Here is a 21229-nt window from a genome sequence, read left to right on the forward strand (position 1 = left end):
TAGAATAAAATTAATTGAAACTTTATATTTTGTAAATAAATTTCCTAAAAAAAATATAATTCACGGCACAGTGTTTGAATATTAGCTGACAACACTTTTTCACTTAAATATATACTTTCAAGTTTTAAACCCCTGTATTTTCGGGGGTTTATTGTTTTTGTATTTAAAATATAATTAAAGTGTACAGATTTTGCAAGGATGATTTTATAATAATTAATTTAAATTATCAGTATCAAATTAAAAAACTTATTATATGTTAATTGAAGAACAACTCTTATTATCATACGGAGCAGAACTCGAAGACCTTAGATCTTCTTACGTCATATTTGAGGAAAACAGCGTTCCTAAGTATTATTATCAGATCGTAAAAGGAAGAATAAAGCTTAATCATTACAATGAAGATGGTAAAGAGCTCATTCTCGCCATCCTGAATAAAGGGCTTAGTGTATGTGAATTATTATTATTTATTGACGAAACATATCCTGTAAATGCAATAGCTTTTGAAGAAACGACTGTGTTGAAATTACCGAAAAATAGTTTTGTGAGATTATTGGATGAGAATCCGCAAATTTCAAGGGATATCAATAAATTTTTGTCTGAGCGCCTGTATTATAAATACATCATGCTGGAAAACAATACTTCTCTTCGTCCGGATGTCCGGATTAAAGGCGCTTTACGCTATCAGAAAAGCTTCAGTGCCGACGATTCGAAGTTCTCATTTGAAGTTCCTCTTACAAGGCAACAGATTGCCTCAATTACCGCTCTGAGAGTAGAAACGGTAATCCGAACCATCAAAAAACTAGAAAAAGAAGGTTTTCTGAAAATTATCAACAGGAAAATTTATATTTAATTTTAATGTTTCCCTAGCTATAAACAACTGAATTGTTTTTAAATTCAGAACTTTGCAGCAGAAACTTAAAAAATGAATTGGATTATCTTAATTATTGCAGGATTGTTTGAAGTGGCCTTCGCATCATGCCTGGGCAAAGTGAAAGAAACGACAGGAGCTACCATGTACTTCTGGTTTGCAGGATTTCTTATTTCCCTTACAATCAGTATGCTTTTACTCATCAAAGCGACAGAAACACTTCCTATCGGTACGGCGTATGCGGTCTGGACCGGAATCGGCGCAGTAGGAACGGTACTGGTGGGTATATTTTTATTCAGAGAACCGGTAACATTTTGGAGGATATTTTTTATAATAACATTGATAAGCTCTGTTATCGGATTAAAAGCGGTTTCTTCGCATTAAGATTATTAAAGAAAAATTTTTAAATAGAAAACGCCTCCGGCAGTCGGAGGCGTTTTATTATTTTTTATAAACTAAGGGCAGAATTTCATTTTTTCTGAGCCCATATTTTGTAATTTCTTCCTCTGAAAACTGTTGGGAGTAGAAATTGACGTCTATTTCAAAACCTACTTTCTGAAGTCTGTCGAAATAATCCATTCCGTACCAACGCACGTGGTCATACTGTCCGAAATGTTTCTGACGTTCCTTAGGATCTTTGATCGTAAAATCTTCATAGGTTTTTTCCAGAGAATTCTTCATAGGAACCTGCAGAATACCCCATCCGCCGGGACGCAGCACACGATACAATTCACTCATAGCTTTCGCATCATCTTCAATATGCTCTAAAACATGATTACAGAAAATAATATCAAAACTTTCATTTTCGAAAGGAAGATCCAAGATATCTGCTTTTACATCCACGATGGGAGAAAATAAGTCCGCTGAAATATAATTCAGGTTTCTCATTCTCTTAAATTTTCTCAGAAATTCCTGCTCGGGAGCAATATGCAGAACTTTATAATTTTTAATAAAAAAATCGGTTTCATTCTGAAGATACAGCCACATCTGGCGATGTCTTTCCAGACTTAAAGTTCCAGGTGATAAAGCATTTTCACGTTGTTTTCCATATCCGTAAGGAAGAAACTTTCTGTATGATCTTCCGTCGATAGGATCAATAAAACGGTCACCTTTAAAAAGCTGATAAATGAGAGGCCTCGCCCAAATGCTTATTTTAATCAGCATAGGACGTGGAATTTTATTTAATAAAAGTTTGGCAACCTTTTTCATTAAAAATCCAATTGGAAAGCTTTTTCCTCATTACTTTCAATACCTAAAGCATCGTAAATATACCGAAACGTAGAAAGCAGCACCGGTTTTCCGTTAATTACTGCAACATCATGCTCAAAATGCGCAGATGGCTGATTGTCTAGAGTAGTCACCGTCCATCCATCATTATGAAATTTCACTTTTTCGGTACCGAGATTAATCATCGGCTCAATAGCGATTGTTAAACCATCTTTGATCACTTTTCCGCTTCCCTGTTTTCCGTAGTTCGGAACCTGCGGATCTTCATGCATCTGTCTTCCTACGCCGTGCCCCACAAGTTCTCTTACGACTCCATAGCCCTCTTTTTCGCAGTGAGCCTGGATGGCATGAGAAATATCTCCTATTCTTTTTCCTCTGATGCACTGCTCAATACCTTTGTAAAGAGATTCTTTAGCGACTTTCAGAAGTTTTTTGGTTTCAGGTTTTACTTCTCCAATTTCAAATGTGTAAGCGTGATCTCCTACAAAACCATTTAAAATAGCTCCGCAATCCACAGATAAAACATCACCTTCTTTAATTTCTTCCTTACTAGGAAAGCCGTGAACAACCTGCTCATTCGGTGAAATACATAAAGAATACGGAAAACCTCCATATCCTAAAAATGCGGGTTCAGCGCCGTGATCTTTAATAAAATCATGTGCCAGTTTATCTAAATACAAAGTGGTAATTCCCGGTTTGATCTCTTTGGCCAGCATTCCTAATGTTCTGGAAACCAACTGAGCACTCTGTTTCATCAGACGTAATTCGTCTATTGTTTTTAATTGAATCATAAATAATGTAACAATTTAAAAATTTAACAATGTAACAATCAAAAATTGGTAAACTGTTATATTGTTAGATTTATTCTTTACCAGAATAATCCTTTTTTCTTTTCTTTTTTAAGTTTTGAATACGCCAAAACCTCTTTTCCTTCCACACGGAATTCTATTCTTTCCTGAATAATATTGTAGATTTCGCCCCATCCCGGAAAACCACCCAGATTTCTGTCGTCAATGAACCAGTCTGCATCTATTTTTCTTGATTGGGTTTCAGAATCAAAAACTTCACCTTCAAAACTTGAATTGACAGCATAAAATTCAATACCGTTCTTTTGACAGAATTCAATGGCCTCATCAAGTGTTTTTCCATGACGGTATGTCCAGAGAATCAAGCGATACCCTTCTGACTGAAGCTTTTTTAATGTCTCAAAAGCAAAAATTTTTGCTTTACCAATCGCCGGATAGGCATCATCAACAATAGTCCCGTCGAAATCTACAGCAATTTTCTTATTATTCATTATGTGAATTTATTTTTTAAAAACGCAAAGATACAAAAAAGAGTGCCAAAATAATCCGGCACTCATGAGTTTTATAATTTACTATTGACTAGCTTTTGACCCATTTGAATTGAAACTGCAGGTCAGGCGTAGAAATCCTGTCCGTAATTTTCTGAAGTCTTCCTGGAAGTTTCATCAGATATTCCTGTGCTTTCTCGGCTTTTTCGTTAAGACCTTTTATGTGTTCAATTTTCCATTCATCCAAAAGATCTTTAAGAATATTGATATAATCCTGTCCTGTATATACCATGCATCTCTGTGCAGCATCCGAAAAATGTCCCCAAAGTTCTCCCGCTTTCTGTCCGGATTGTCTCATCATGTGGGCTGGCATTACAATTTTTTTACGCATCATATCTTCAAATGCAAGAATCATTTCAGAAGGATCGATCTCAAGAATTTTCGTTACAAAATGTTTGTATGCTTTGGCATGTCTTGCTTCATCTGCAGCGATTACGCCACACATTTTAGCCAGCTTTCCGTTTCCGGACTGTTTTGCCAAAGTTCCTACTCTTCTGTGAGAAACATTGGTAGCGGTTTCCTGGAAGCTTGTGTAAACAAAATTTCTGTACGGATCCATACTTGTTCCCAAATCGAAACCATCATTGATAAGATATTGTGTTGTTACTTCCATTTCTCTCATGTTTACTCTTCCGCACAGGTAAAGATATTTGCTTAAAAGATCTCCGTGTCTGTTTTCTTCGGCAGTCCAGGCTCTTACCCAGTTGGCCCAGCCAATTTCTTTCTGTTCCTGATCTACTCCATCTACGCCCATCAACCAGGATTCATATGAAGGTAAAGCCTCTTCCGTAATACAGTCTCCAATTAATGTTACGAAAAGATCGTAAGGCATTTCACGTGCAAAAGTCTGGATTTCTTCTAAATCATATTTGAAATCTGAGCTTGATGGATCAGGAAGATAATCGGAAGGCTGCCAGATCTTTTCAATTGGCGTTAAAAATTTATCCAGAAAAGAGCCTACTTCCTTTTCCAAAATTCCCATTACTTCTTTTCTTACAAGCTTTTGATACATTCTTTAAATTTAGGATTAATTTGCAAATTTAGAGTTTTATTTATTATTTAAAACATAATAATCTGTTAATTCTTCTGATATTCATCATAAAAATTGCCGCTATATAAAATACAACGGCAATTTTAACGTAATATTATTATTCTAACTGATTAATATATCACCTGTCATAATCTCAGGAATCTCTATATCCATTGCTTTTAAAATAGTTGGTGCCACGTCCCCGAGTTTACCGGGCTTCAGATTCCAGGTATGGTCTTTATCCATCACGATAAAAGGAACCAGATTCGTGGAATGCTGCGTATTTGGTGTACCATCCGGATTAATCATCACGTCAGAATTTCCATGATCTGCAAGAATGAAAACCACATAACCGTGTTCATAAGCAGTTGTCGCTACTTTTTCAATGCATTTATCTACCGTTTCCGCTGCTTTTACAGCCGCCTCAAAAACACCGGTATGGCCTACCATATCAGTATTGGCAAAATTTAAACATATAAAATCTGCTGTTTCATTTTCCAGCTCAGGAACGATGGCATTCGTAATGTCGTAAGCAGACATTTCAGGTTTAAGATCATAAGTCGGAACATCCTTCGGACTTGGGCAAAGCAGTCTCTTTTCTCCATTGAAAGGCTCTTCTCTTCCTCCTGAAAAGAAGAACGTTACGTGAGGATATTTCTCTGTCTCTGCAATTCTGATCTGAGTTTTATGATTTCTTTCCAGAATTTCGCCCATTGTTTCATGAAGAACTTCTTCATCAAAAACTACGTGTACATCTTTAAAAGTTTTATCATAATTGGTTAAAGTCACATAATACAGCGGCAGTTTTCTCATAAAATATTCCGGATGACCTTGCTGCGTAAGTACTTCTGTGATCTCACGCCCTCTGTCTGTACGGAAATTGAAGCAGATCACGACATCATGATCAGTGATTTTAGCTACCGGAACAACATTTCCAATCGCTGTAGAATCGATCACAATAATCGGCTTCATAAACTCATCGGTAATATTTTCATCATAAGACTTCTGAATTTCCAGTAATGCATTGGTCGTCTGAGCGCCAACACCTTCCACCATCGCATCATAAGCAATTTTTACACGTTCCCATCGCTTGTCTCTGTCCATTGCGTAATATCTTCCCACCACAGTAGCCAGTTTACCAACGGTTTTTTCCATGTGATTCTGAAGATCTTCAATAAATCCTTTTCCGGAATGAGGATCACAGTCGCGGCCGTCTGTAAAAGCATGAACAAATACATTTTCATGTAAACCGAATTCATGAGCCGCGGTTAAAAGACCTTTCAGGTGATTGATGTGAGAATGCACCCCACCGTTGGAAACCAGACCTATAAAATGTACTTTTTTATTTTCTCTTTTAGCATATTCAAAGGCATCCTGAATAACTTTCTGCTGACCCAATGATCCATTTTCAACAGCCATATTCAGCTTCACAAGATTTTGGTAGACTACTCTTCCTGCACCCAGATTCATATGTCCTACTTCTGAATTTCCCATTTGTCCTGCAGGTAAACCTACCGCCAGTCCGCTTGCTTCCAGTGTGGTATGTGGAAAATTTTTAAGACAGTTATCTATAAATGGAGTGTTTGCTTTGTCAATGGCTGAAACGTCCGGATTCATTCCCAATCCCCATCCGTCGAGGATGGCTAATATTGCTTTTTTCGACATTTTGTATAAACTTTTGTATTACAAATTTATCTATTTTGAAATGAATTTAAGAATTGAAGGGCTTAAAATTTGTTTAAAATCAATTTCCGCAGGACCTTAGCGGAGAAAGTTTAGATAAATATTTATTAATTTTGCGATATGGATTTAAGAGATCAATTGAAAAACCTTTTTCCTGAACATGAGGAGCAGGATTTTGAAATGCCTGAAGAGCAATTCAAGCAACAAGAGCCTTTGGTTTGCAAATTTGAAAAGAAAGGCAGAAATGGTAAACCTGTAACGATCGTTGAAGGCTGGGAAGGCAGTGAGGAAGACCTTAAGAAAATATCAAAAAAAATAAAAACCACCTTAGGAATAGGTGGTTCTGAAAAGGATGGAACGATCATTATTCAGGGGGATAACCGTGATAAAATAATGAATATCCTTAAAGAAATGGGCTATAAAACCAAAAGAGTCGGCGGATAGGTTTGTTTTACTACAGCCTTGTTTTAAACGCAAGGATCGCAAGGATTTGAATTGAAATGATTGCGTATATTTTTGATCGCGGAGGCACTTCGTTCAGCAAATGATAGCAGAAACTTTGAAATCAATTGAAATTGAAGACTTAGATGTAATTAAATACGAGTACGAAAAAATTACGAAACTTATACTTATAGATTTCCGCAAGCATTGTGTTAAAAACGATTCTCAACTCTTGCCTTCATACTTTTACAAATCACTCGCAAAAGCTTATTTTTTTTATATCATTTGCTGAACGAAGTGCCCTTGCGAACAGATTAACAGTTAGTCTTTATAAGAAATTCTTTGCGAACATCGCGTTAAAAACAATTCTCAATTTTACAGATCATGGTTAAAAATAAATCTGCGTTTCCGGCATTATTCTTTTCAGGTTTTCAATAGTTGATTTATCCATAGGATTGCCGATCAATATCAGTGTTTTCAGGTTTTTCAGCTTTGAAAATTCTTCCGGGAGATCTTTCAGATTATTATTCGCCAGATTCATGCTGACCACATTTTTCAATCCTTTTACTTTGGGTGAAATTTCCTGGATATTGTTCTGACTTACATTTAAAAACTCAAGATTTTTTGATCTGAATAAATCATCAGGAAGCTTTCTGATGGAATTCTGCTGTAATTCCAGATATTTTAATTGCTTCGGGAATTCAAGTTCTCCCAGATCGTTGAGCTGATTGGATGCGAGATTTAATGATTTTAAATTTTTAATTTGATCAAGGTCTTTCGCAATAAAACTGATCTGATTTCCCTGCAGATTAATTTCTTCCAGACTTGGAATTTGTAATAAAGCTTCCGGAAAAACATTAAGATTATTGGCATCAAGATGAATAACTTTTAATCTTTGAAGTTTCGCCAGGTTCGGGTTAATGCTTGTCAGGCTATTTAAATTAATGGAAAAGCTTTCCAGCTTCTGAAGTTCTGCAATTTCATCCGGAATATATTTGATGCTGTTTTCATTCAGATTTAAGATCGATAATTCTTTCAGTTTAAAGATCGATTCATCCATTTTTTCAAGTTTGTTTTCCATTAAATTCAGAAAGAATATGGAATTCAGTTTCTGGATATCAGCCGGAAGATTAAAGATCTTTTTACCCCTGAAGCTCATGCTGTAGACCGTCTTCCCGCTATTCAATGCCTCGTCGACATTGGTGTAGGTAGGATATTTTACAGGGTCAATCTGTGCCTTTGCCAGTGAAAGGAAGAGTAACGAAATAGAAAAAAATAACTTTTTCATAGAATAGAAAAAGCTACCGGCAACACAATATTACCGGCAGCTATATAAATATTAATAATCTATTTTTTCAACAATTTTACCGTCTGTTGGAATCCTCCTTCCGCTTCGATGTTTAAAATCAACACTCTTGAAGTTTCAAGCTGTTTCGTAAAATCAAGATCTAACATTTTGTTCATTCCAGAATATTTCTGAGTGAAAACAATCTTACCATCTATGCTGTAAGCTGTTACCGCAATATTCTTTAAGCCTTTCGGAGAATTGATTTTCACGATTCCTGAGGTTGGATTTGGTGCAACAGTTACTGTATTTTCTGCATGGGTATCGATAGCTCCTAATGTTCCCTCTGTTCCCAGATTGTTTTTAAGGGCTACGACAATCGTTGCAGATTTTCCTCTGTAATCAACTGTATTTCCGGTAGCATCAATATCTGTAGAAATGGTAGAATCCGGATGCTGAATAGAGAAGAATCCGAATTTATGATCCGGGGTAAAGGTAAGACCTGTCGGCTCCGAACCTGCCGGCATGGAAGCAAACAATTTCACTTTAGGATTGGCCTGTGTATGATCCGGTGCCACTACCCAGATGTAGTTTTTACCACCATCCTGAAGCACCCAAAGGTTTCCAAGCTCATCAAACGTAAGGTTGTCGTTTCCGTCTCCCCAAGCTTCTGTTTTTGTTCCCTGAGCAGTTTCAAAAGAATAGTTGGTAGTAAGACCTCCCACGAAAGTTTCCACCTGTGAAGCGGTAGTTCCGTCATCTTTTAATCGATATACTTTATTCAACCCTTTAGCAGTAAAATAAATTTTCCCGTCAATCGGACTGATATCCACATCTTCAACACCATTGAAAGACGTTCCAAGAGATGCTGCTAAAGATGCTGTGCTATTCTGATCGGGTTTTGTTTTATTAGGAACCTGAACCCATGTTGCCGTCGTTGCTACAGGATCTCCCCCGCTTAATCCCTGATCAAGTTTTAATACATAAAGATTTCCTGAAGAAAGGTTATTCGGTGTATCCATTACATATTTATATACCATGTGCGTACCGCCGTCTTCACCGTAATAAGCTATAGTTCCGGTATTATTGATCACGACGTTTTCGTGGTTCATGATACCCATCTGCCATAGTTTTCCTTTAGATCCGTCAGCATTCTGAGAAATCACCTGAGCTGTTACAGGATCAATTTCTACCAACCATCCGTAATCTTTCATTCCGTCTGCATTCACGTCATTGGAAGTCGTCTGCTCTTCTGCCGTTACGATGGTTCCCCAAGGGGTAACACCTCCTGAACAGTTTCTGATCGTCTGTACAAGGCTAGGTGCAGAGAAGCTTACCGCTCTGGATCTTGTCAGCTGCCAAAGTTTAGTCGTCGCGTTATAATTAATTTCCGCCATGGTAACTCCTCCCGGATTCGTCTCATGGTTTACGGAAAGATAACCGTTGGTACTGCTTGAGTTTTTAGCGACATATCCCGTGAAGTCATTCTGTCCGCCCACTAATCCTCCTCCTTCTGTATAGTTGTCTCCTTCTTTCAGGATAAGCTGATATTTATGTTCGGTAGGGATAATCAGTTTATTTGTCTGAGCTGTCGGTACAATAGACGTGAAGCAGCTGATATGGGTAGCGTTACACGAAACAGGATTAACCGTAGTGGTTGTTTTCAGGTAAGCATCCACTCTTAAATCTGAGCTGTCTGCCCCTCTGTTGTGAAGCTCTATAGAAATCCTGTTGGTTCCGTTTACAAATTTAGATTTAGGAATGGTAAAAACGTTGTAAACATTTTCTGCAGAACCGCTGATGATGGTGCTTGACCAAGTGGTAAAATCAATAGTTCCTGAAGGCATGTTGTCTCTTACTACCTCTTCCCCGTTAAGGTACACAATGATCCCGTCATCTCTCATTACGCCCAACTCCATGTCGTTAGACAGATCATTAAGATTTACGGTAAAATCTTTAGCAAAATAAGCGGTGATAAGCCCGTTAGCAGTAGTTGTTGTTACAGGATCGCCATATCCTAATGGTCCGTTACCTTGTGACCATGCAGATACGTCGTAATTGGCATTTTTCCATTGTGAAGCCAGCGCGGTATTGGTGTCATTATACTTCCAAGAAGAATTCTTGTTGAAGATAAAAGTCTGGGCATTCAATAATGAACCCGTGACCATTGCAAGAGCTGCAACTGTTAGTAGTTTTCTTTTCATTTTAAATTTCGATTTATTAAGACGTAGCAAAACTATTTTTTTACTGTGAACTGCCTATTAATAGGACTTTAAATAAACCTCTCTGAATATTAATTATTGAAGAACTTAATGTTAATTGAGTTACGGGTGTGTTAAATTTTTGCTCAGGATTAATAAGAGAGTGAAAACGGGTTAGATTTTCAACCACAAAAGTCACAAAAGATTTAAGTGGATATGCGTGAAGATAGTTAGAACACATAAGAATGAAAATCTGAGATTTTCATGGGGGGATGACTTTGTTTGCCATGAATGTCTTTTTCATGAATTATTCTTTACTGTAGCTGGATGATGGCTTACTTTACATGGATTTTTGCTTACTTCACATGGCTGTTGGCGGTTTTTCATGAATTATTGCTTACTTTACCTGGATTTTTATCTACTTCACATGGTTGGCGGCGGTTTTTCATGGTTAAAGCCTTACTTCACGTGATTGAAAAGGGTTTGCAGTAGGTTAATAGCGTTTCGCACTGGGTTAAAATGGGTTTGCAGCAGGTAAATGATGATTATTGCCAACAAATATTGATTTGCAATGGGTAAATGGCGTTTTGCACTGGGTTAAAATGGATTTGCAGCAGGTAAATGGTGATTATTGCAGACAAATATCGATTCGTAATAGGTTAATGGCGTTTCGCACCTGGTCAAAATGGAGATGAATGTCGGTGCGTCTGAAAATAAGCTCCCACAGATCATGGTAATTATGCAGATTTCTTTTAAAATCTGCTCAATCTGCGAGAGTAATTACCTGACCTTCGTTTTACTAATATCGGTAAGTGAATTTAGAAATGCAATAATTTGCTTAATTTCGGTCTTTGAAAGATCGAGCTTTTCGGAATCGAGGGTTTGGTTTTTCATTTTTAACCCCAGTCCTTCTCCCCCGCCTTCGTTATAGAAATCAAGCACTTCTTCCAGCGTATTGAAAGCACCATTATGAAAATACGGTTTTGTGAGGGCAATATTCCTTACGGTGACGGTCTTAAAAGAGTTTTCGTAAATCCATGAATTTTCTTTTTTTACCGGACTGTTTATTCTTCCTTTGTCGGCATCGAGTTCAACAGGCTTTTGATTAATAGGTTTTGCCGTTACACCAAGCACTTCAGATTCATTTTCATTAAAGAATGGCGGAACCAGTCCGGAGAAGTTGGGCGCAAAATGGCAGGTCGCGCAATTGGCTTTTCCCATAAAAAGATTGAAACCTTTTTGGGCATCGGTAGAGATTTCTTTTTCATTTCTCATGAATTTATCAAAATCACTTTCGTAGGAATATAATGAAGCAACGTATGAACTTAAGGCTTTGGAGAAATGCTCACGGCTGATATTGCTGTTACCGAAAGCTTTGGCAAATGCTTTTTTATATTCAGGCTTTTTCTTTAATTTTTTAATGATGTTTTCGTAGCTGGTATTGAATTCGTCTTTGTTGTAAATAACGTGTTCCGCCTGTTGCTCAAGATAAAATGCTCTCAGGTCATAAAAGAATCTTTTGGCAAAAACGGCATTATATAAGGTTGGAGAATTTCTCAGAACCGTCTTTCCATCGACATTGCTTTGGGATTTTGCCTTCAGATCCGTGAATGCATTTTCGGGAAGATGACAGGTGGCACAGCTCATTCTTCCATTATCACTTAGATTCTGATCATAAAAAATCTGTTTTCCGAGTTTTCTTAAGGCTTCGCTGTCATCCTCTTTCTTCAGCAAAGTATAAAAATACGGATCAAGGAAATCACTGCTGAAAAATTCTGTACTGCCGACATTCCAACCGGAAAATTCTTTGAGATCGTCGCTTCTTCCATCCCAGCTTCCCAGTTCTTTGTATAAAGGCTGAATGTATTTTTTGTAAAATTCTATCCTGTCGAACGTTTCAAAATCGGTATGGGCTGAAAGATATTGTATTCCTGAACTCAATAACTGATCTGCCTTCTCAGTATTATAATTTTTAAAATAAGGATCGTCATTGATGTATTTTTTCATTCCTGAAAAAGCGTGGCGGGCCTCTTCGGAAATATTTAGGGAACCTGGAGTATCAAAACCGGTAACTCCTAAGCTGTATATCCGTATAAGTTCTATTCTTAAAGGTAAAGTCTTGTTATTTCCTTTGCTTAAACCATTTTTTACTGAGCTTAAATAAAAGCTTGCATAGCTGTTGAAGAGAAAGTCTGTGATTGTTTTGATCTCTTCCTTTTTTTCTTCTGCTTCATCAGAAAATATCATTTCATCCAAAACCTGAAGTCCTTCGGGAGGAAGCGTGTAAGAAGACGTACCTGCCGCTTCAATATGGAATAATGGAGCTGCATTGAGATGTGTCTTGGTGAATTCGGGATAATGATAGGCAACGTAGAATTCTATTTCCTTGAAAGCGTTTCTTGTCTCTTTTAATGTTTTCCGGAGATCTTCAAGGGATATTTTATTTTCAGAAAAGCGGTAAGCATCTGATTTTAAATGATCGAGTTTTATTTTAAAATCCGTTAAACCTGTATTGATGGTGGAATTTTCGGTTTCTAAACCTTTTTGTCTGGGATTAAAAGACATTATGGCAATGCCCAGCAACATAAAAATAACAGCCAACGGATAAAACTTCATTTCAATTTTTTGCGCAAAACTATTGATAGGAAACTGTTTCGAGGTTACCACAACTTTAAATTTGAATTAAATAATCTTTACGTTTTATATATAGGAATTTTTATTAATTTTAAACCCCGAAATCACATTCACGATTAAATGATCTGTTTCTATAGGATCTTTTAAATGATGGAGGATATTTGGGGAGGATTTAATACAAACTTTAATTCAAATAAAAAACATAGTATGCTCAATAAACTTGCTGCTTCAGAACTTGTTCTGAACGAAGACGGAAGTGTTTATCATCTTAATCTTTTACCTGAAGATATCGCTGAAAAGATTATTCTTGTAGGAGATCCGGACCGTGTTGCGAAGGTTTCACAATATTTCGACACCATACAGGTAAGAAAAAACAAAAGAGAGTTTTATACTCATACAGGAACGCTGCGCGGGGAAAGAATCACGGTGATGTCTACCGGAATCGGTACGGAGAACATTGATATTGTCATGAATGAGCTTGATGCTCTGGTGAATATCGATCTTAAAAATAAAGAGTTTAAAAAAGAACATTCGGCACTTCAACTGTTCAGAATGGGAACCTGCGGAAGTGTAAACCCCGATGTGCTGGTAGATAATATGCTGGTGACCCAAAATGTAGTGGGTCTTGACGGCCTGATGCATTTTTATCAGGATTATAAATTTGAGAACGAGTTTTCAAGAAACTTTCTGGATAAATTTCCATATTCTACAATTAAACCGATGCTTTATTTCTCAGAATGGTCTGAAGAATTGGGGAATTTGTATAAAGATGCCAAATATCACGGAAATACGGCGACCTTCCCGGGATTTTATGCTCCACAAGGGAGACAATTGCGCTTAAAAGCTTTAGATGATAAATTCCTGGAAACATTAAATGATCTTGGTGTAACGAATTTTGAGATGGAAACATCTGCCATTTATGCTTTTTCAAAACTTTTAGGCCATAAAGCCATCACCGTAAATAATGTGATTGCCAACAGAAGACGTGGCGAGTTCTCTTCCGATCATCATGCTTCTGAAAAGAAATTGATTGAATGGGTTTTGGAAAGAATTATTAAGTAGATTTATATTTAAGAGAAAATATTAACGAAAAAGGATTTCAAATTGAAATCCTTTTTCCATTTAAAAAAAACAAAAACAATTATTGGCAATAATTATTCTAAAATTCATTGATTGTTACATAAAAATGTGCTGAATTTAAATTCTCTGCATTACCGGAAATATTCGTCAGATTAATAGTGATATTAGTAGTCGACGTTAATCTCGGGTTTGATATTGAAAAGGTAGAATTTCCGGCAAAGTCACTCGCAGGCGTTACAATAATCGTAGCTCTTGTAGCAGAAGGAGTAAAACCTGCCGGAACAGAAATATTCATCGTTGTTGTTTTGCCTGACGGGAGATTAGTAATTGTGACACTTGGCCAGACTTCAAAACTGATCTGGCTTTTCTGCACCGACCCATTGATCCCTAATTTATATTGCCCATTGACATCCAGCTTTGCAGTAGTATTAGGTGTACTGGTACCAATACCAACATTGGCATTGTTATTTCCTAAAACAATGGCATTAGATTGAGAGGTTAAAGCATTATACCCTATTGCTGTAGAGAATTGCGCTTGAGCTTTTGCCCCTGAACCTAAAGCAGTGGAATTCTGTCCTGAAGTTTTAGTCTGAAAACCAACAGCAGTTTCATTATTGGCAGTTGTTTCCGCTTCAAAGCCTATTGCAAGAGACTGATAGCCATTTGCTTTTGCAGTATTTCCCATGGCAGCAGCATTTTGTGCTGCATTTGAGGATTTACCTACTGAAACGGCATCTTGTCCGGCAGAAGAAGAATTTCCAAAAATCACAGAGTTATTTACCCCTAATCTACCGGCAATAGCTGAATTTACTTTAAAAATAAGATCATCATAAGCTGAAGTTCCAAGAGATAAATTGGTATCAGCCCCACTATAATTTCCTATGTTATTTCCTGAAGTACTCCAGCTGGCTGAACTTGGCGGTGCTGTAGAAGTTGTGGCTATCTGATTCCATTTGGAATTATTCCAGAAATAAAATCCTGCTGCAGAGACAGCACCAAGACCATTATTCCATATTAATAAACCATTGGCAGGAGAAGGAATTGTAGTAACATCTGTTGTGGAAGCCAAAGCTATTCTTGGTATCAGAAGTCCTTTGTTACTCGAAGTAATATCCAACATTGCAGAGGGAGCAGGATCAGATACCCCTATTCCAACCTGTGCCTTAACTGAGTTTGAAAATATTAAGAATGTAATCGCTAATATTAAAAAAAGCTTTGTTTGTTTTTTCATCTTTTTTCGTGTTTAATTCTTGGTTTGAATCACAAATATAAGAATTGCTGACATAAAAAAAATTAACTCTTAAAAAAATAAGAAAAAGTTATATTATTTTTTATGAAAACTTTAACATTGACTTATTGTTTTAGGAATAGTTATTGGTTAATTACAATTATCACTAAAATATTTTATTATGAACAATTCAGAATACAACAAAGCAGAAAATGCAGTAGATAATACTGAGAACTCTTTAAAAAATGCAGCCGACAAAACAAAATGGAAAGTTGAAGAGCTTGCAGACAGAGCAAAAGATTATATCAATGAAAAAAGAGCCAATGATGAAGAAGCAAAACATGAAGACTGGCTAGACAGAGCAAAAAATAATGTATCTGATACATGGGAAAATGTAAAGGATAAAGCCAATGATGCATGGGAAAAAACCAAAGATGCAGCCGAAGATGTAAAGGCAGAATGGAAGAAAAAAACAAATTAAATTTCAGTCATATAAATATTTTCAAGAAAAACGGGGTCTTTTTAGCGAAGGCTCCGTTTTTTATTATGTAATAAACACAAATATCGTTACATTTGTACATTAATAAACATTAAAAAATATGTCATACGGTTTACTTAAAGGCAAAAAGGGAATTATATTTGGAGCCCTTAATGAACAATCGATCGCTTGGAAAGTGGCAGAAAGATGTCATGAAGAAGGTGCTGAATTTATTTTGTCTAATGCTCCTATCGCGCTAAGAATGGGAGAACTAAACGAATTAGCAGAAAAAACAGGTTCTGAAGTAATCGGTGCAGACGCAACTTCTGTAGAAGATCTGGAAAAACTTTTTGATGCTGCAGTTGCAAAATTTGGGAAAATCGATTTCATTCTTCATTCTATCGGAATGTCTATCAACGTAAGAAAAGGAAAACATTATACAGAAATGAACTATGACTGGTTGGAAAAAGGCTGGGATATTTCCGCTGTTTCTTTCCATAAAGTAATGCGTGTTGCCTGGGAAAAAGACTGTCTGAATGAATGGGGAAGTATTCTGGCATTGAGCTATATCGCTGCTCAAAGGACATTCCCGGATTATAATGATATGTCTGACAATAAAGCATATCTTGAAAGTATCGCAAGAACTTTCGGGAATTATTGGGGAGAAAGAAAAGTGCGTGTAAACACAGTTTCTCAATCTCCAACAATGACTACTGCAGGAAGTGGTGTAAAAGGTTTTGGAGGTTTCCTTGGATATGCTGAAGATATGTCTCCGCTAGGAAATGCTACCGCTCTTGAGTGCGCAAATTACTGTGTAACTCTATTCTCTGATCTTACGAAGAAAGTAACGATGCAGAATCTTTTCCACGACGGAGGTTTCAGCAGTTCAGGCGTTACACAAAAAGTAATCAGTAAATATGATACAGAGGACAAATAATTGTTCGTAAAGATATTTAGAAGCCGGAACATTCGTTCCGGCTTTTTTGTTGTACATTTTCCAATGTACATCCTGGAAAATAGTTTCGGCGGCATCTTCGATGCCGCCGAAACTTTAAAAAATAATGTTAATATGAAGTTTATAAAATTACAGTCTGTATAGAGTGTGCCGGAGCGGGCAATTTTGCAGCCATGCCTTCGATCCAGAGATTGGCATCAATATCAGTATCAGAATCATTCATAATTACCGTTACCAGCTGACCGTTTTCATTCATGAAGGTTGTCGATGTAAGTGCTATTCTGTTTGATGAACTCCCTATTCTTTGTGCATTAGGCTTAATGAATTTTGAAACATGTCCCACATAATAATATTCATAGGTATAATGAATTTCACCTGTTTTTGTATCTGCAATAATAGGAGCGAAACAGAAATTTCCGACATGATTCGGACCGCCGGTTTCGTCAAGGAGAACATTCCAGTCTGTCCATAAAGCGGTACCTTTGTTAAAGTCATTCAGCATATTTCTTCCGTACAGTTCACCCAATTTTACATCATAAATTTTAGACATATCAAACTGTTCCTTACAACCTTCTGTAAACGCCAGAAATTTATCCGGAAAAGCTCTTTGAGTTTCAGCAAGATTATCAAAAAGCTGTGTTTTATTATTCCAGGTTTCATACCAGTGATATCCTATTCCTGAAGCGTATTTAGAAGTTTCCGGGTCACTTAAAGTAGTCGTGGCTCTTTGGTAAATAAGGTCACGATTGTGATCCCAAATCATTACTTTTTTATCTTTAAAACCGTTTTTCCAAAGCGTTGGCCCTAAATTGTTTTTAAGAAAATCACCCTCTTCTTCGGCGGTATAAATACACGATTCCCAAGTCTGTGTTGCCATTGGCTCATTTTGTACCGTTAATCCCCATACATTAATTCCTCTTTTTTCGTATTCTTTTATGAATTTAACATAATAATCTGCCCAGGTCTGGTAAAAAACGTTTTCAAGCCTTCCCCCTTTCAACATACTTTTATTTGATTTCATCCATGCAGGCGGACTCCATGGTGAAAAGTAAAAGGTAAAATTTTCCCCTATTGCTTTCTGCGCTTCCTTAATCATCGGGATTTTATACTTTTCATCATGAGACACATTAAAGGTCTTCAAAGAAGTATCATTATCCTGCACATAAGTGTACGAATCACTTGAAAAATCACAAGAATTCATATTGGTACGTACAACAGTATAGCCTAGTCCATTTTTTCCATAGTAGGCATCTATGATTTCTTTCTGTTTATTTTTCGGAAGTTTATACAAAGTTTCTGCTGCGGCATCTGTAATGGCACCACCGATACCGATGAGTTTTTGATATTTAAAGTCAGGGTCAACAAAAATACATGCATCAGTTTCTTTAGGCTGAACCATTTTTTCAAACTTCACAGTTCCTTTATCGACCATTTTTTCGTTGGCTGATGCACTGGTGAAAATTACTTTTGCTGTTTTTCCTGCATTTTTTTTCCAGTAATTTTGCGCATTTGCATTGAAAGCAACTCCTACTACAAAACAACTTACAATTAATCTCTTCATTATTTCTTTTCTATTTTTATATAAATTTTCCTTGCCAAAAATTCTAAAGAATTTCATCAGAAGAAAATTTGATTTGTCTTATTTATTTTGATAGACTCTCACGTAATCTATCTCAAACTTCTGAGGAAAAATGGCGTCATCAATTCCTTCTTTTCCGCCCCAAAATCCACCAACGGCAAGATTTAAAATAATAAAATAAGGCTGATCAAAAGGCCATGCGCCATAGGTTTTTTCTTTATTTTCATAGGTGAAAAATTTCTTATCATCAACATATATCTCAATCTTTTCAGGAGTCCAGTCGGCTTTGTAAACATGAAACTTTTCGCTTGCGTCTTTCACAAATATAGTATCTGTTTTCTGAGTATTAATCTTGTGATTATAATTCTTCGTGTGAGCCGAAGCATGGATGAAACCCTGGTTATATCCTACATGCTCCATAATATCCAGTTCACCGTCATCCGGCCATTTTTTCATATTTTCACTCATCATCCATATGGCCGGCCACGTACCGCGACCTTTAGGAAGTTTTGCCCTGACTTCAACAGTTCCGTATTCAAAAGAAAATTTACCTTTCGTGAGAAGTCTTGCAGAAGTATATTTACTTTCTTTCCAGTTTTCCTTTTTAGCTTCAATAATAAGATTTCCCTTCTCTACTCTTGCATTTTCAAGGCGGTTTTTAGTATAAAATTGCGATTCTTCATTTCCAAAACCGTGGCCTCCAACATCGTAATTCCACTTGGTAGAATCGGGTAATCCTTTATAATTAAACTCGTCCGACCATATCAGTTTCTGGCCAGAATACTTATTAGCGGTACAATTTAACAAAGAAAAAGCGAGACTTCCTCCGATGATTACATTAAAAATATATTGAAGTTTAATTTTCATATTAAAAGTTTGTTACAACATTATGCATTCTACCACCAAAAGCGGGTATTATCCCGCTCTCAGTTTAGTAAACCTGTATTATTTAGACCAATTAATTCTTTTTGTCTGAACATCCTGTGAATTAGTTCCGACCATAATGTCGAATTCGCCACTTTCCCAGTCGAAATTTAATTCATCATCATAAAACTTCAGATTTTCAGGAGTTAAAGTGAAATTTACCATTTTACTTTCCCCTTTTTTAATGAAGACTTTCTGAAAGCCTTTCAACTCTTTAACAGGTCTTACAACCTTTCCAACCAAATCTCTTATATACAGCTGAATGACTTCTTCCCCATCGTAATTTCCGGTATTGGAAACTTTTACATTAATGTTCAATGTCTGATTGCCTTTAAGATTTGTTGAACTCAAATTCATATCTGAATAGACAAATTTTGTATAGCTCAAGCCATATCCAAATGGAAATTTCGGGTCGTTATCCAAATCAATATAGGCCGAAACATAATTTCTGTCGGTATTATTTTTGGCCGGTCTTCCCGTATTATAATGATTGTAGTAAACCGGAATCTGTCCTTCCGTTCTTGGAAAACTCATGGGAAGTTTACCTCCTGGATTTACTGTTCCGAAAAGGACGTCTGCAATAGAATTCCCCGCTTCTGTTCCCAGCCACCAAGTGTACACGATTGCCGGAATATTGTCTGCAGCCCAGTCAAAAACCAAAGGCCTACCCGCATTAATCATTAAAACAATCGGTTTCCCTGTTTTAGCAATTTCTTTTAAAAGATCTTCCTGAACCCCGGAAAAATGAATATTACTTCTGCTTTTTGCTTCACCACTCATCGCATGGCCTTCCCCTAAAGTCATAATCACAACATCTGCTTTCTTAGCCGTTTCTACAGCTTCTGCAAACATTGATCTGTCCTGATCATCGACATTCGCACCTTTTGCGTACAGTAATGTTGAGTTTTTATCTAATTGATTTTTAATTCCGTCAAACTGTGTTACAATCCTTTGATTGTCATCTTTAAATGCAACCGACCAGAATCCGTGATTAGCAGTAGTTTCTTTCCCGAAAGGACCAATGAGAGCAACCGTTTTTGTTGATCTTGAAAGAGGCAGAATATTCTTGTCATTCTTTAATAAAACGATACTTTTAGAGCCGAATTCTCTGCCGAATTTTCTGTTTTCAGCGTTGTTAGTCTGCTCTTTTTGTCTTTTTTCGTTACTGAAACGGTAAGGATCATCAAATAATCCCATTTCAAATTTCTTAACTAAAATTCTTCTTGTGGCATCATCAATCAATTGAGGATCAACTTTTCCTTCCTGAACTAATTTTGGAAGTTCAGCCATGTAAGCACGGCTTTCCATATCCATATCGCTACCGGCTATGATCGCTTTTTCTGCAGCTTCTTTATTATCTTTTGCGTATCCATGGTTGGCCATTTCGCCGATACTTCCCCAGTCAGAAACGACAAATCCCTGGAAATTCCATTTTCCTTTCAATAAATCTCTTAAAATATACTTGTTGGCCGTCGCCGGTATTCCATTGATATCATTAAAAGAGTTCATGAACGTTGCTACCCCAGCTTCAGCAGCTGCCTTAAAAGGAGGTAAATACGTTTCGTTTAATTGTCTTAAACTCATATCCACTGAGTTGTAATCTCTTCCACCCACTGCTGCTCCGTATGCTGCGAAATGCTTTGCACAGGCCATGATTGCGTCAAGATTTCCAAGTCCTTTGCCTTGAAAACCCCGGATTCTTGCCAGCCCGATTTGTGTCCCCAGATAGGTGTCTTCACCCGAACCTTCCATCACTCTTCCCCATCTCGGATCTCTTGCAATATCTACCATCGGCGCAAAAGTCCAGTGAATTCCATACGCTGAAGCTTCGGTTGCTGCAATTCTTTCTGATTTTTCTATTAAACTTAAATCCCAGCTTGCCGCCTGCCCGATATTTACCGGAAATGTTGTTCTGTAGCCATGAATCACGTCTAGACCAAATAACAATGGAATTTTCAATCTTGATTTTAAAGCTAATTCCTGAAATTTTCTGGTTTCTTCTGCCCCTGCCACGTTGAGCATTGAGCCTACTTTTCCTTGTTTTATTTCATTTAATACATTTGCAGAATTGGAATTTTGTGGTCCGGTGGCATATTCAAAACCGCTGTATTGAACCAACTGTCCCACTTTTTCTTCCAGCGTCATTTTCGACAACAAATCAGAAACCTTCTGATCGATTGTCTTTTGTCCGAATGCATTCACTCCAAACGCTGTTATCGCCAATAGGAAATAAACTCTTTTCATTATAATTTTATTTTTGAC

The 21229-nt window shown here is 36.9% G+C and carries 18 protein-coding genes; 6 read left to right on the top strand and 12 right to left on the bottom strand.

Annotated elements, in window-relative coordinates; all coding sequences use genetic code 11:
- Positions 1 to 253 precede the first annotated feature (253 nt).
- Positions 254 to 850: a Crp/Fnr family transcriptional regulator gene (locus ACWNCI_RS05415; RefSeq protein WP_449387473.1), complete on the top strand. Its 597-nt coding sequence runs from the start codon at positions 254 to 256 to the stop codon at positions 848 to 850.
- Between the two features lie 72 nt (positions 851 to 922).
- Complete coding sequence (locus tag ACWNCI_RS05420) at positions 923 to 1252, top strand: DMT family transporter (protein WP_449387474.1); 330 nt, start codon at positions 923 to 925, stop codon at positions 1250 to 1252.
- A 57-nt stretch (positions 1253 to 1309) separates the two neighbouring features.
- Here ACWNCI_RS05420 and ACWNCI_RS05425 read toward each other — a convergent pair whose 3' ends face one another.
- The 5 genes from ACWNCI_RS05425 to gpmI form a co-directional block, all read right to left on the bottom strand.
- Positions 1310 to 2077 carry a class I SAM-dependent methyltransferase gene (locus ACWNCI_RS05425; protein WP_449387475.1) on the bottom strand — a complete coding sequence of 256 codons (768 nt, stop codon included), beginning with the start codon at positions 2075 to 2077 and terminating at the stop codon, positions 1310 to 1312.
- A complete protein-coding gene (map, locus tag ACWNCI_RS05430; RefSeq protein ID WP_449387476.1) occupies positions 2077 to 2886 on the bottom strand; it encodes a type I methionyl aminopeptidase in 810 nt (269 codons plus the stop codon). Before map ends, ACWNCI_RS05425 begins: the two co-directional genes overlap by 1 nt.
- 77 nt (positions 2887 to 2963) lie before the next feature.
- Positions 2964 to 3395, bottom strand: coding sequence for a BT0820 family HAD-type phosphatase (locus ACWNCI_RS05435; protein WP_449389481.1), 432 nt, complete (start codon positions 3393 to 3395; stop codon positions 2964 to 2966).
- An 85-nt stretch (positions 3396 to 3480) separates the two neighbouring features.
- Positions 3481 to 4461: an acyl-ACP desaturase gene (locus tag ACWNCI_RS05440; protein WP_449387477.1), complete on the bottom strand. Its 981-nt coding sequence runs from the start codon at positions 4459 to 4461 to the stop codon at positions 3481 to 3483.
- A gap of 141 nt (positions 4462 to 4602) precedes the next feature.
- Complete coding sequence (gpmI, locus tag ACWNCI_RS05445; protein WP_449387478.1) at positions 4603 to 6144, bottom strand: 2,3-bisphosphoglycerate-independent phosphoglycerate mutase; 1542 nt, start codon at positions 6142 to 6144, stop codon at positions 4603 to 4605.
- Between the two features lie 138 nt (positions 6145 to 6282).
- Between gpmI and ACWNCI_RS05450 the strand changes: the two genes are divergently transcribed.
- Positions 6283 to 6606 carry a translation initiation factor gene (locus ACWNCI_RS05450; protein ID WP_449387479.1) on the top strand — a complete coding sequence of 108 codons (324 nt, stop codon included), beginning with the start codon at positions 6283 to 6285 and terminating at the stop codon, positions 6604 to 6606.
- A 385-nt stretch (positions 6607 to 6991) separates the two neighbouring features.
- Here ACWNCI_RS05450 and ACWNCI_RS05455 read toward each other — a convergent pair whose 3' ends face one another.
- The 3 genes from ACWNCI_RS05455 to ACWNCI_RS05465 all read right to left on the bottom strand — a co-directional run bounded on the left by ACWNCI_RS05455 (position 6992) and on the right by ACWNCI_RS05465 (position 12756).
- On the bottom strand, positions 6992 to 7891 hold the full coding sequence (locus tag ACWNCI_RS05455) for a leucine-rich repeat domain-containing protein (protein ID WP_449387480.1): 900 nt from the start codon (positions 7889 to 7891) through the stop codon (positions 6992 to 6994).
- Between the two features lie 59 nt (positions 7892 to 7950).
- On the bottom strand, positions 7951 to 10092 hold the full coding sequence (locus tag ACWNCI_RS05460; RefSeq protein WP_449387481.1) for a PhoX family protein: 2142 nt from the start codon (positions 10090 to 10092) through the stop codon (positions 7951 to 7953).
- Positions 10093 to 10869: 777 nt separating this feature from the next.
- Complete coding sequence (locus ACWNCI_RS05465) at positions 10870 to 12756, bottom strand: cytochrome-c peroxidase (protein ID WP_449387482.1); 1887 nt, start codon at positions 12754 to 12756, stop codon at positions 10870 to 10872.
- A gap of 174 nt (positions 12757 to 12930) precedes the next feature.
- Between ACWNCI_RS05465 and ACWNCI_RS05470 the strand changes: the two genes are divergently transcribed.
- On the top strand, positions 12931 to 13785 hold the full coding sequence (locus tag ACWNCI_RS05470) for a nucleoside phosphorylase (protein WP_449387483.1): 855 nt from the start codon (positions 12931 to 12933) through the stop codon (positions 13783 to 13785).
- Between the two features lie 97 nt (positions 13786 to 13882).
- Here the strand turns inward: ACWNCI_RS05470 and ACWNCI_RS05475 are convergent, their stop codons facing one another.
- Positions 13883 to 15034 carry a hypothetical protein gene (locus tag ACWNCI_RS05475; protein WP_449387484.1) on the bottom strand — a complete coding sequence of 384 codons (1152 nt, stop codon included), beginning with the start codon at positions 15032 to 15034 and terminating at the stop codon, positions 13883 to 13885.
- A gap of 178 nt (positions 15035 to 15212) precedes the next feature.
- On the opposite strand from ACWNCI_RS05475, the gene ACWNCI_RS05480 reads away from it, so the two are divergent.
- Positions 15213 to 15512, top strand: a complete 300-nt coding sequence (locus ACWNCI_RS05480) for a hypothetical protein (protein WP_449387485.1) — start codon at positions 15213 to 15215, stop codon at positions 15510 to 15512.
- A gap of 118 nt (positions 15513 to 15630) precedes the next feature.
- Entirely contained in the window at positions 15631 to 16446 is an 816-nt protein-coding gene (locus tag ACWNCI_RS05485; protein ID WP_449387486.1) for an enoyl-ACP reductase FabI, read from the top strand.
- A gap of 139 nt (positions 16447 to 16585) precedes the next feature.
- On the opposite strand, the gene ACWNCI_RS05490 is transcribed toward ACWNCI_RS05485, so the two are convergent.
- From ACWNCI_RS05490 to bglX, 3 genes are all read right to left on the bottom strand, one after another.
- A complete protein-coding gene (locus ACWNCI_RS05490; RefSeq protein ID WP_449387487.1) occupies positions 16586 to 18025 on the bottom strand; it encodes a glycoside hydrolase family 30 protein in 1440 nt (479 codons plus the stop codon).
- Positions 18026 to 18103: 78 nt separating this feature from the next.
- Positions 18104 to 18910 carry a glycoside hydrolase family 16 protein gene (locus tag ACWNCI_RS05495; protein WP_449387488.1) on the bottom strand — a complete coding sequence of 269 codons (807 nt, stop codon included), beginning with the start codon at positions 18908 to 18910 and terminating at the stop codon, positions 18104 to 18106.
- Positions 18911 to 18988: 78 nt separating this feature from the next.
- Positions 18989 to 21211, bottom strand: a complete 2223-nt coding sequence (bglX, locus tag ACWNCI_RS05500; protein WP_449387489.1) for a beta-glucosidase BglX — start codon at positions 21209 to 21211, stop codon at positions 18989 to 18991.
- Positions 21212 to 21229 lie beyond the last annotated feature (18 nt).

The organism is Chryseobacterium lineare (genome assembly GCF_977014045.1).

Excerpts from the sequence above, each read along its gene's own strand:
- ACWNCI_RS05415 (WP_449387473.1), top strand. The coding sequence starts at position 254 with ATGTTAATTGAAGAACAACTCTTATTATCATACGGAGCAGAACTCGAA.
- ACWNCI_RS05420 (WP_449387474.1), top strand. The coding sequence starts at position 923 with ATGAATTGGATTATCTTAATTATTGCAGGATTGTTTGAAGTGGCCTTC.
- ACWNCI_RS05425 (WP_449387475.1), bottom strand. The coding sequence starts at position 2,077 with ATGAAAAAGGTTGCCAAACTTTTATTAAATAAAATTCCACGTCCTATG.
- map (WP_449387476.1), bottom strand. The coding sequence starts at position 2,886 with ATGATTCAATTAAAAACAATAGACGAATTACGTCTGATGAAACAGAGT.
- ACWNCI_RS05440 (WP_449387477.1), bottom strand. The coding sequence starts at position 4,461 with ATGTATCAAAAGCTTGTAAGAAAAGAAGTAATGGGAATTTTGGAAAAG.
- gpmI (WP_449387478.1), bottom strand. The coding sequence starts at position 6,144 with ATGTCGAAAAAAGCAATATTAGCCATCCTCGACGGATGGGGATTGGGA.
- ACWNCI_RS05450 (WP_449387479.1), top strand. The coding sequence starts at position 6,283 with ATGGATTTAAGAGATCAATTGAAAAACCTTTTTCCTGAACATGAGGAG.
- ACWNCI_RS05455 (WP_449387480.1), bottom strand. The coding sequence starts at position 7,891 with ATGAAAAAGTTATTTTTTTCTATTTCGTTACTCTTCCTTTCACTGGCA.
- ACWNCI_RS05460 (WP_449387481.1), bottom strand. The coding sequence starts at position 10,092 with ATGAAAAGAAAACTACTAACAGTTGCAGCTCTTGCAATGGTCACGGGT.
- ACWNCI_RS05470 (WP_449387483.1), top strand. The coding sequence starts at position 12,931 with ATGCTCAATAAACTTGCTGCTTCAGAACTTGTTCTGAACGAAGACGGA.
- ACWNCI_RS05475 (WP_449387484.1), bottom strand. The coding sequence starts at position 15,034 with ATGAAAAAACAAACAAAGCTTTTTTTAATATTAGCGATTACATTCTTA.
- ACWNCI_RS05480 (WP_449387485.1), top strand. The coding sequence starts at position 15,213 with ATGAACAATTCAGAATACAACAAAGCAGAAAATGCAGTAGATAATACT.
- ACWNCI_RS05485 (WP_449387486.1), top strand. The coding sequence starts at position 15,631 with ATGTCATACGGTTTACTTAAAGGCAAAAAGGGAATTATATTTGGAGCC.
- ACWNCI_RS05490 (WP_449387487.1), bottom strand. The coding sequence starts at position 18,025 with ATGAAGAGATTAATTGTAAGTTGTTTTGTAGTAGGAGTTGCTTTCAAT.
- ACWNCI_RS05495 (WP_449387488.1), bottom strand. The coding sequence starts at position 18,910 with ATGAAAATTAAACTTCAATATATTTTTAATGTAATCATCGGAGGAAGT.
- bglX (WP_449387489.1), bottom strand. The coding sequence starts at position 21,211 with ATGAAAAGAGTTTATTTCCTATTGGCGATAACAGCGTTTGGAGTGAAT.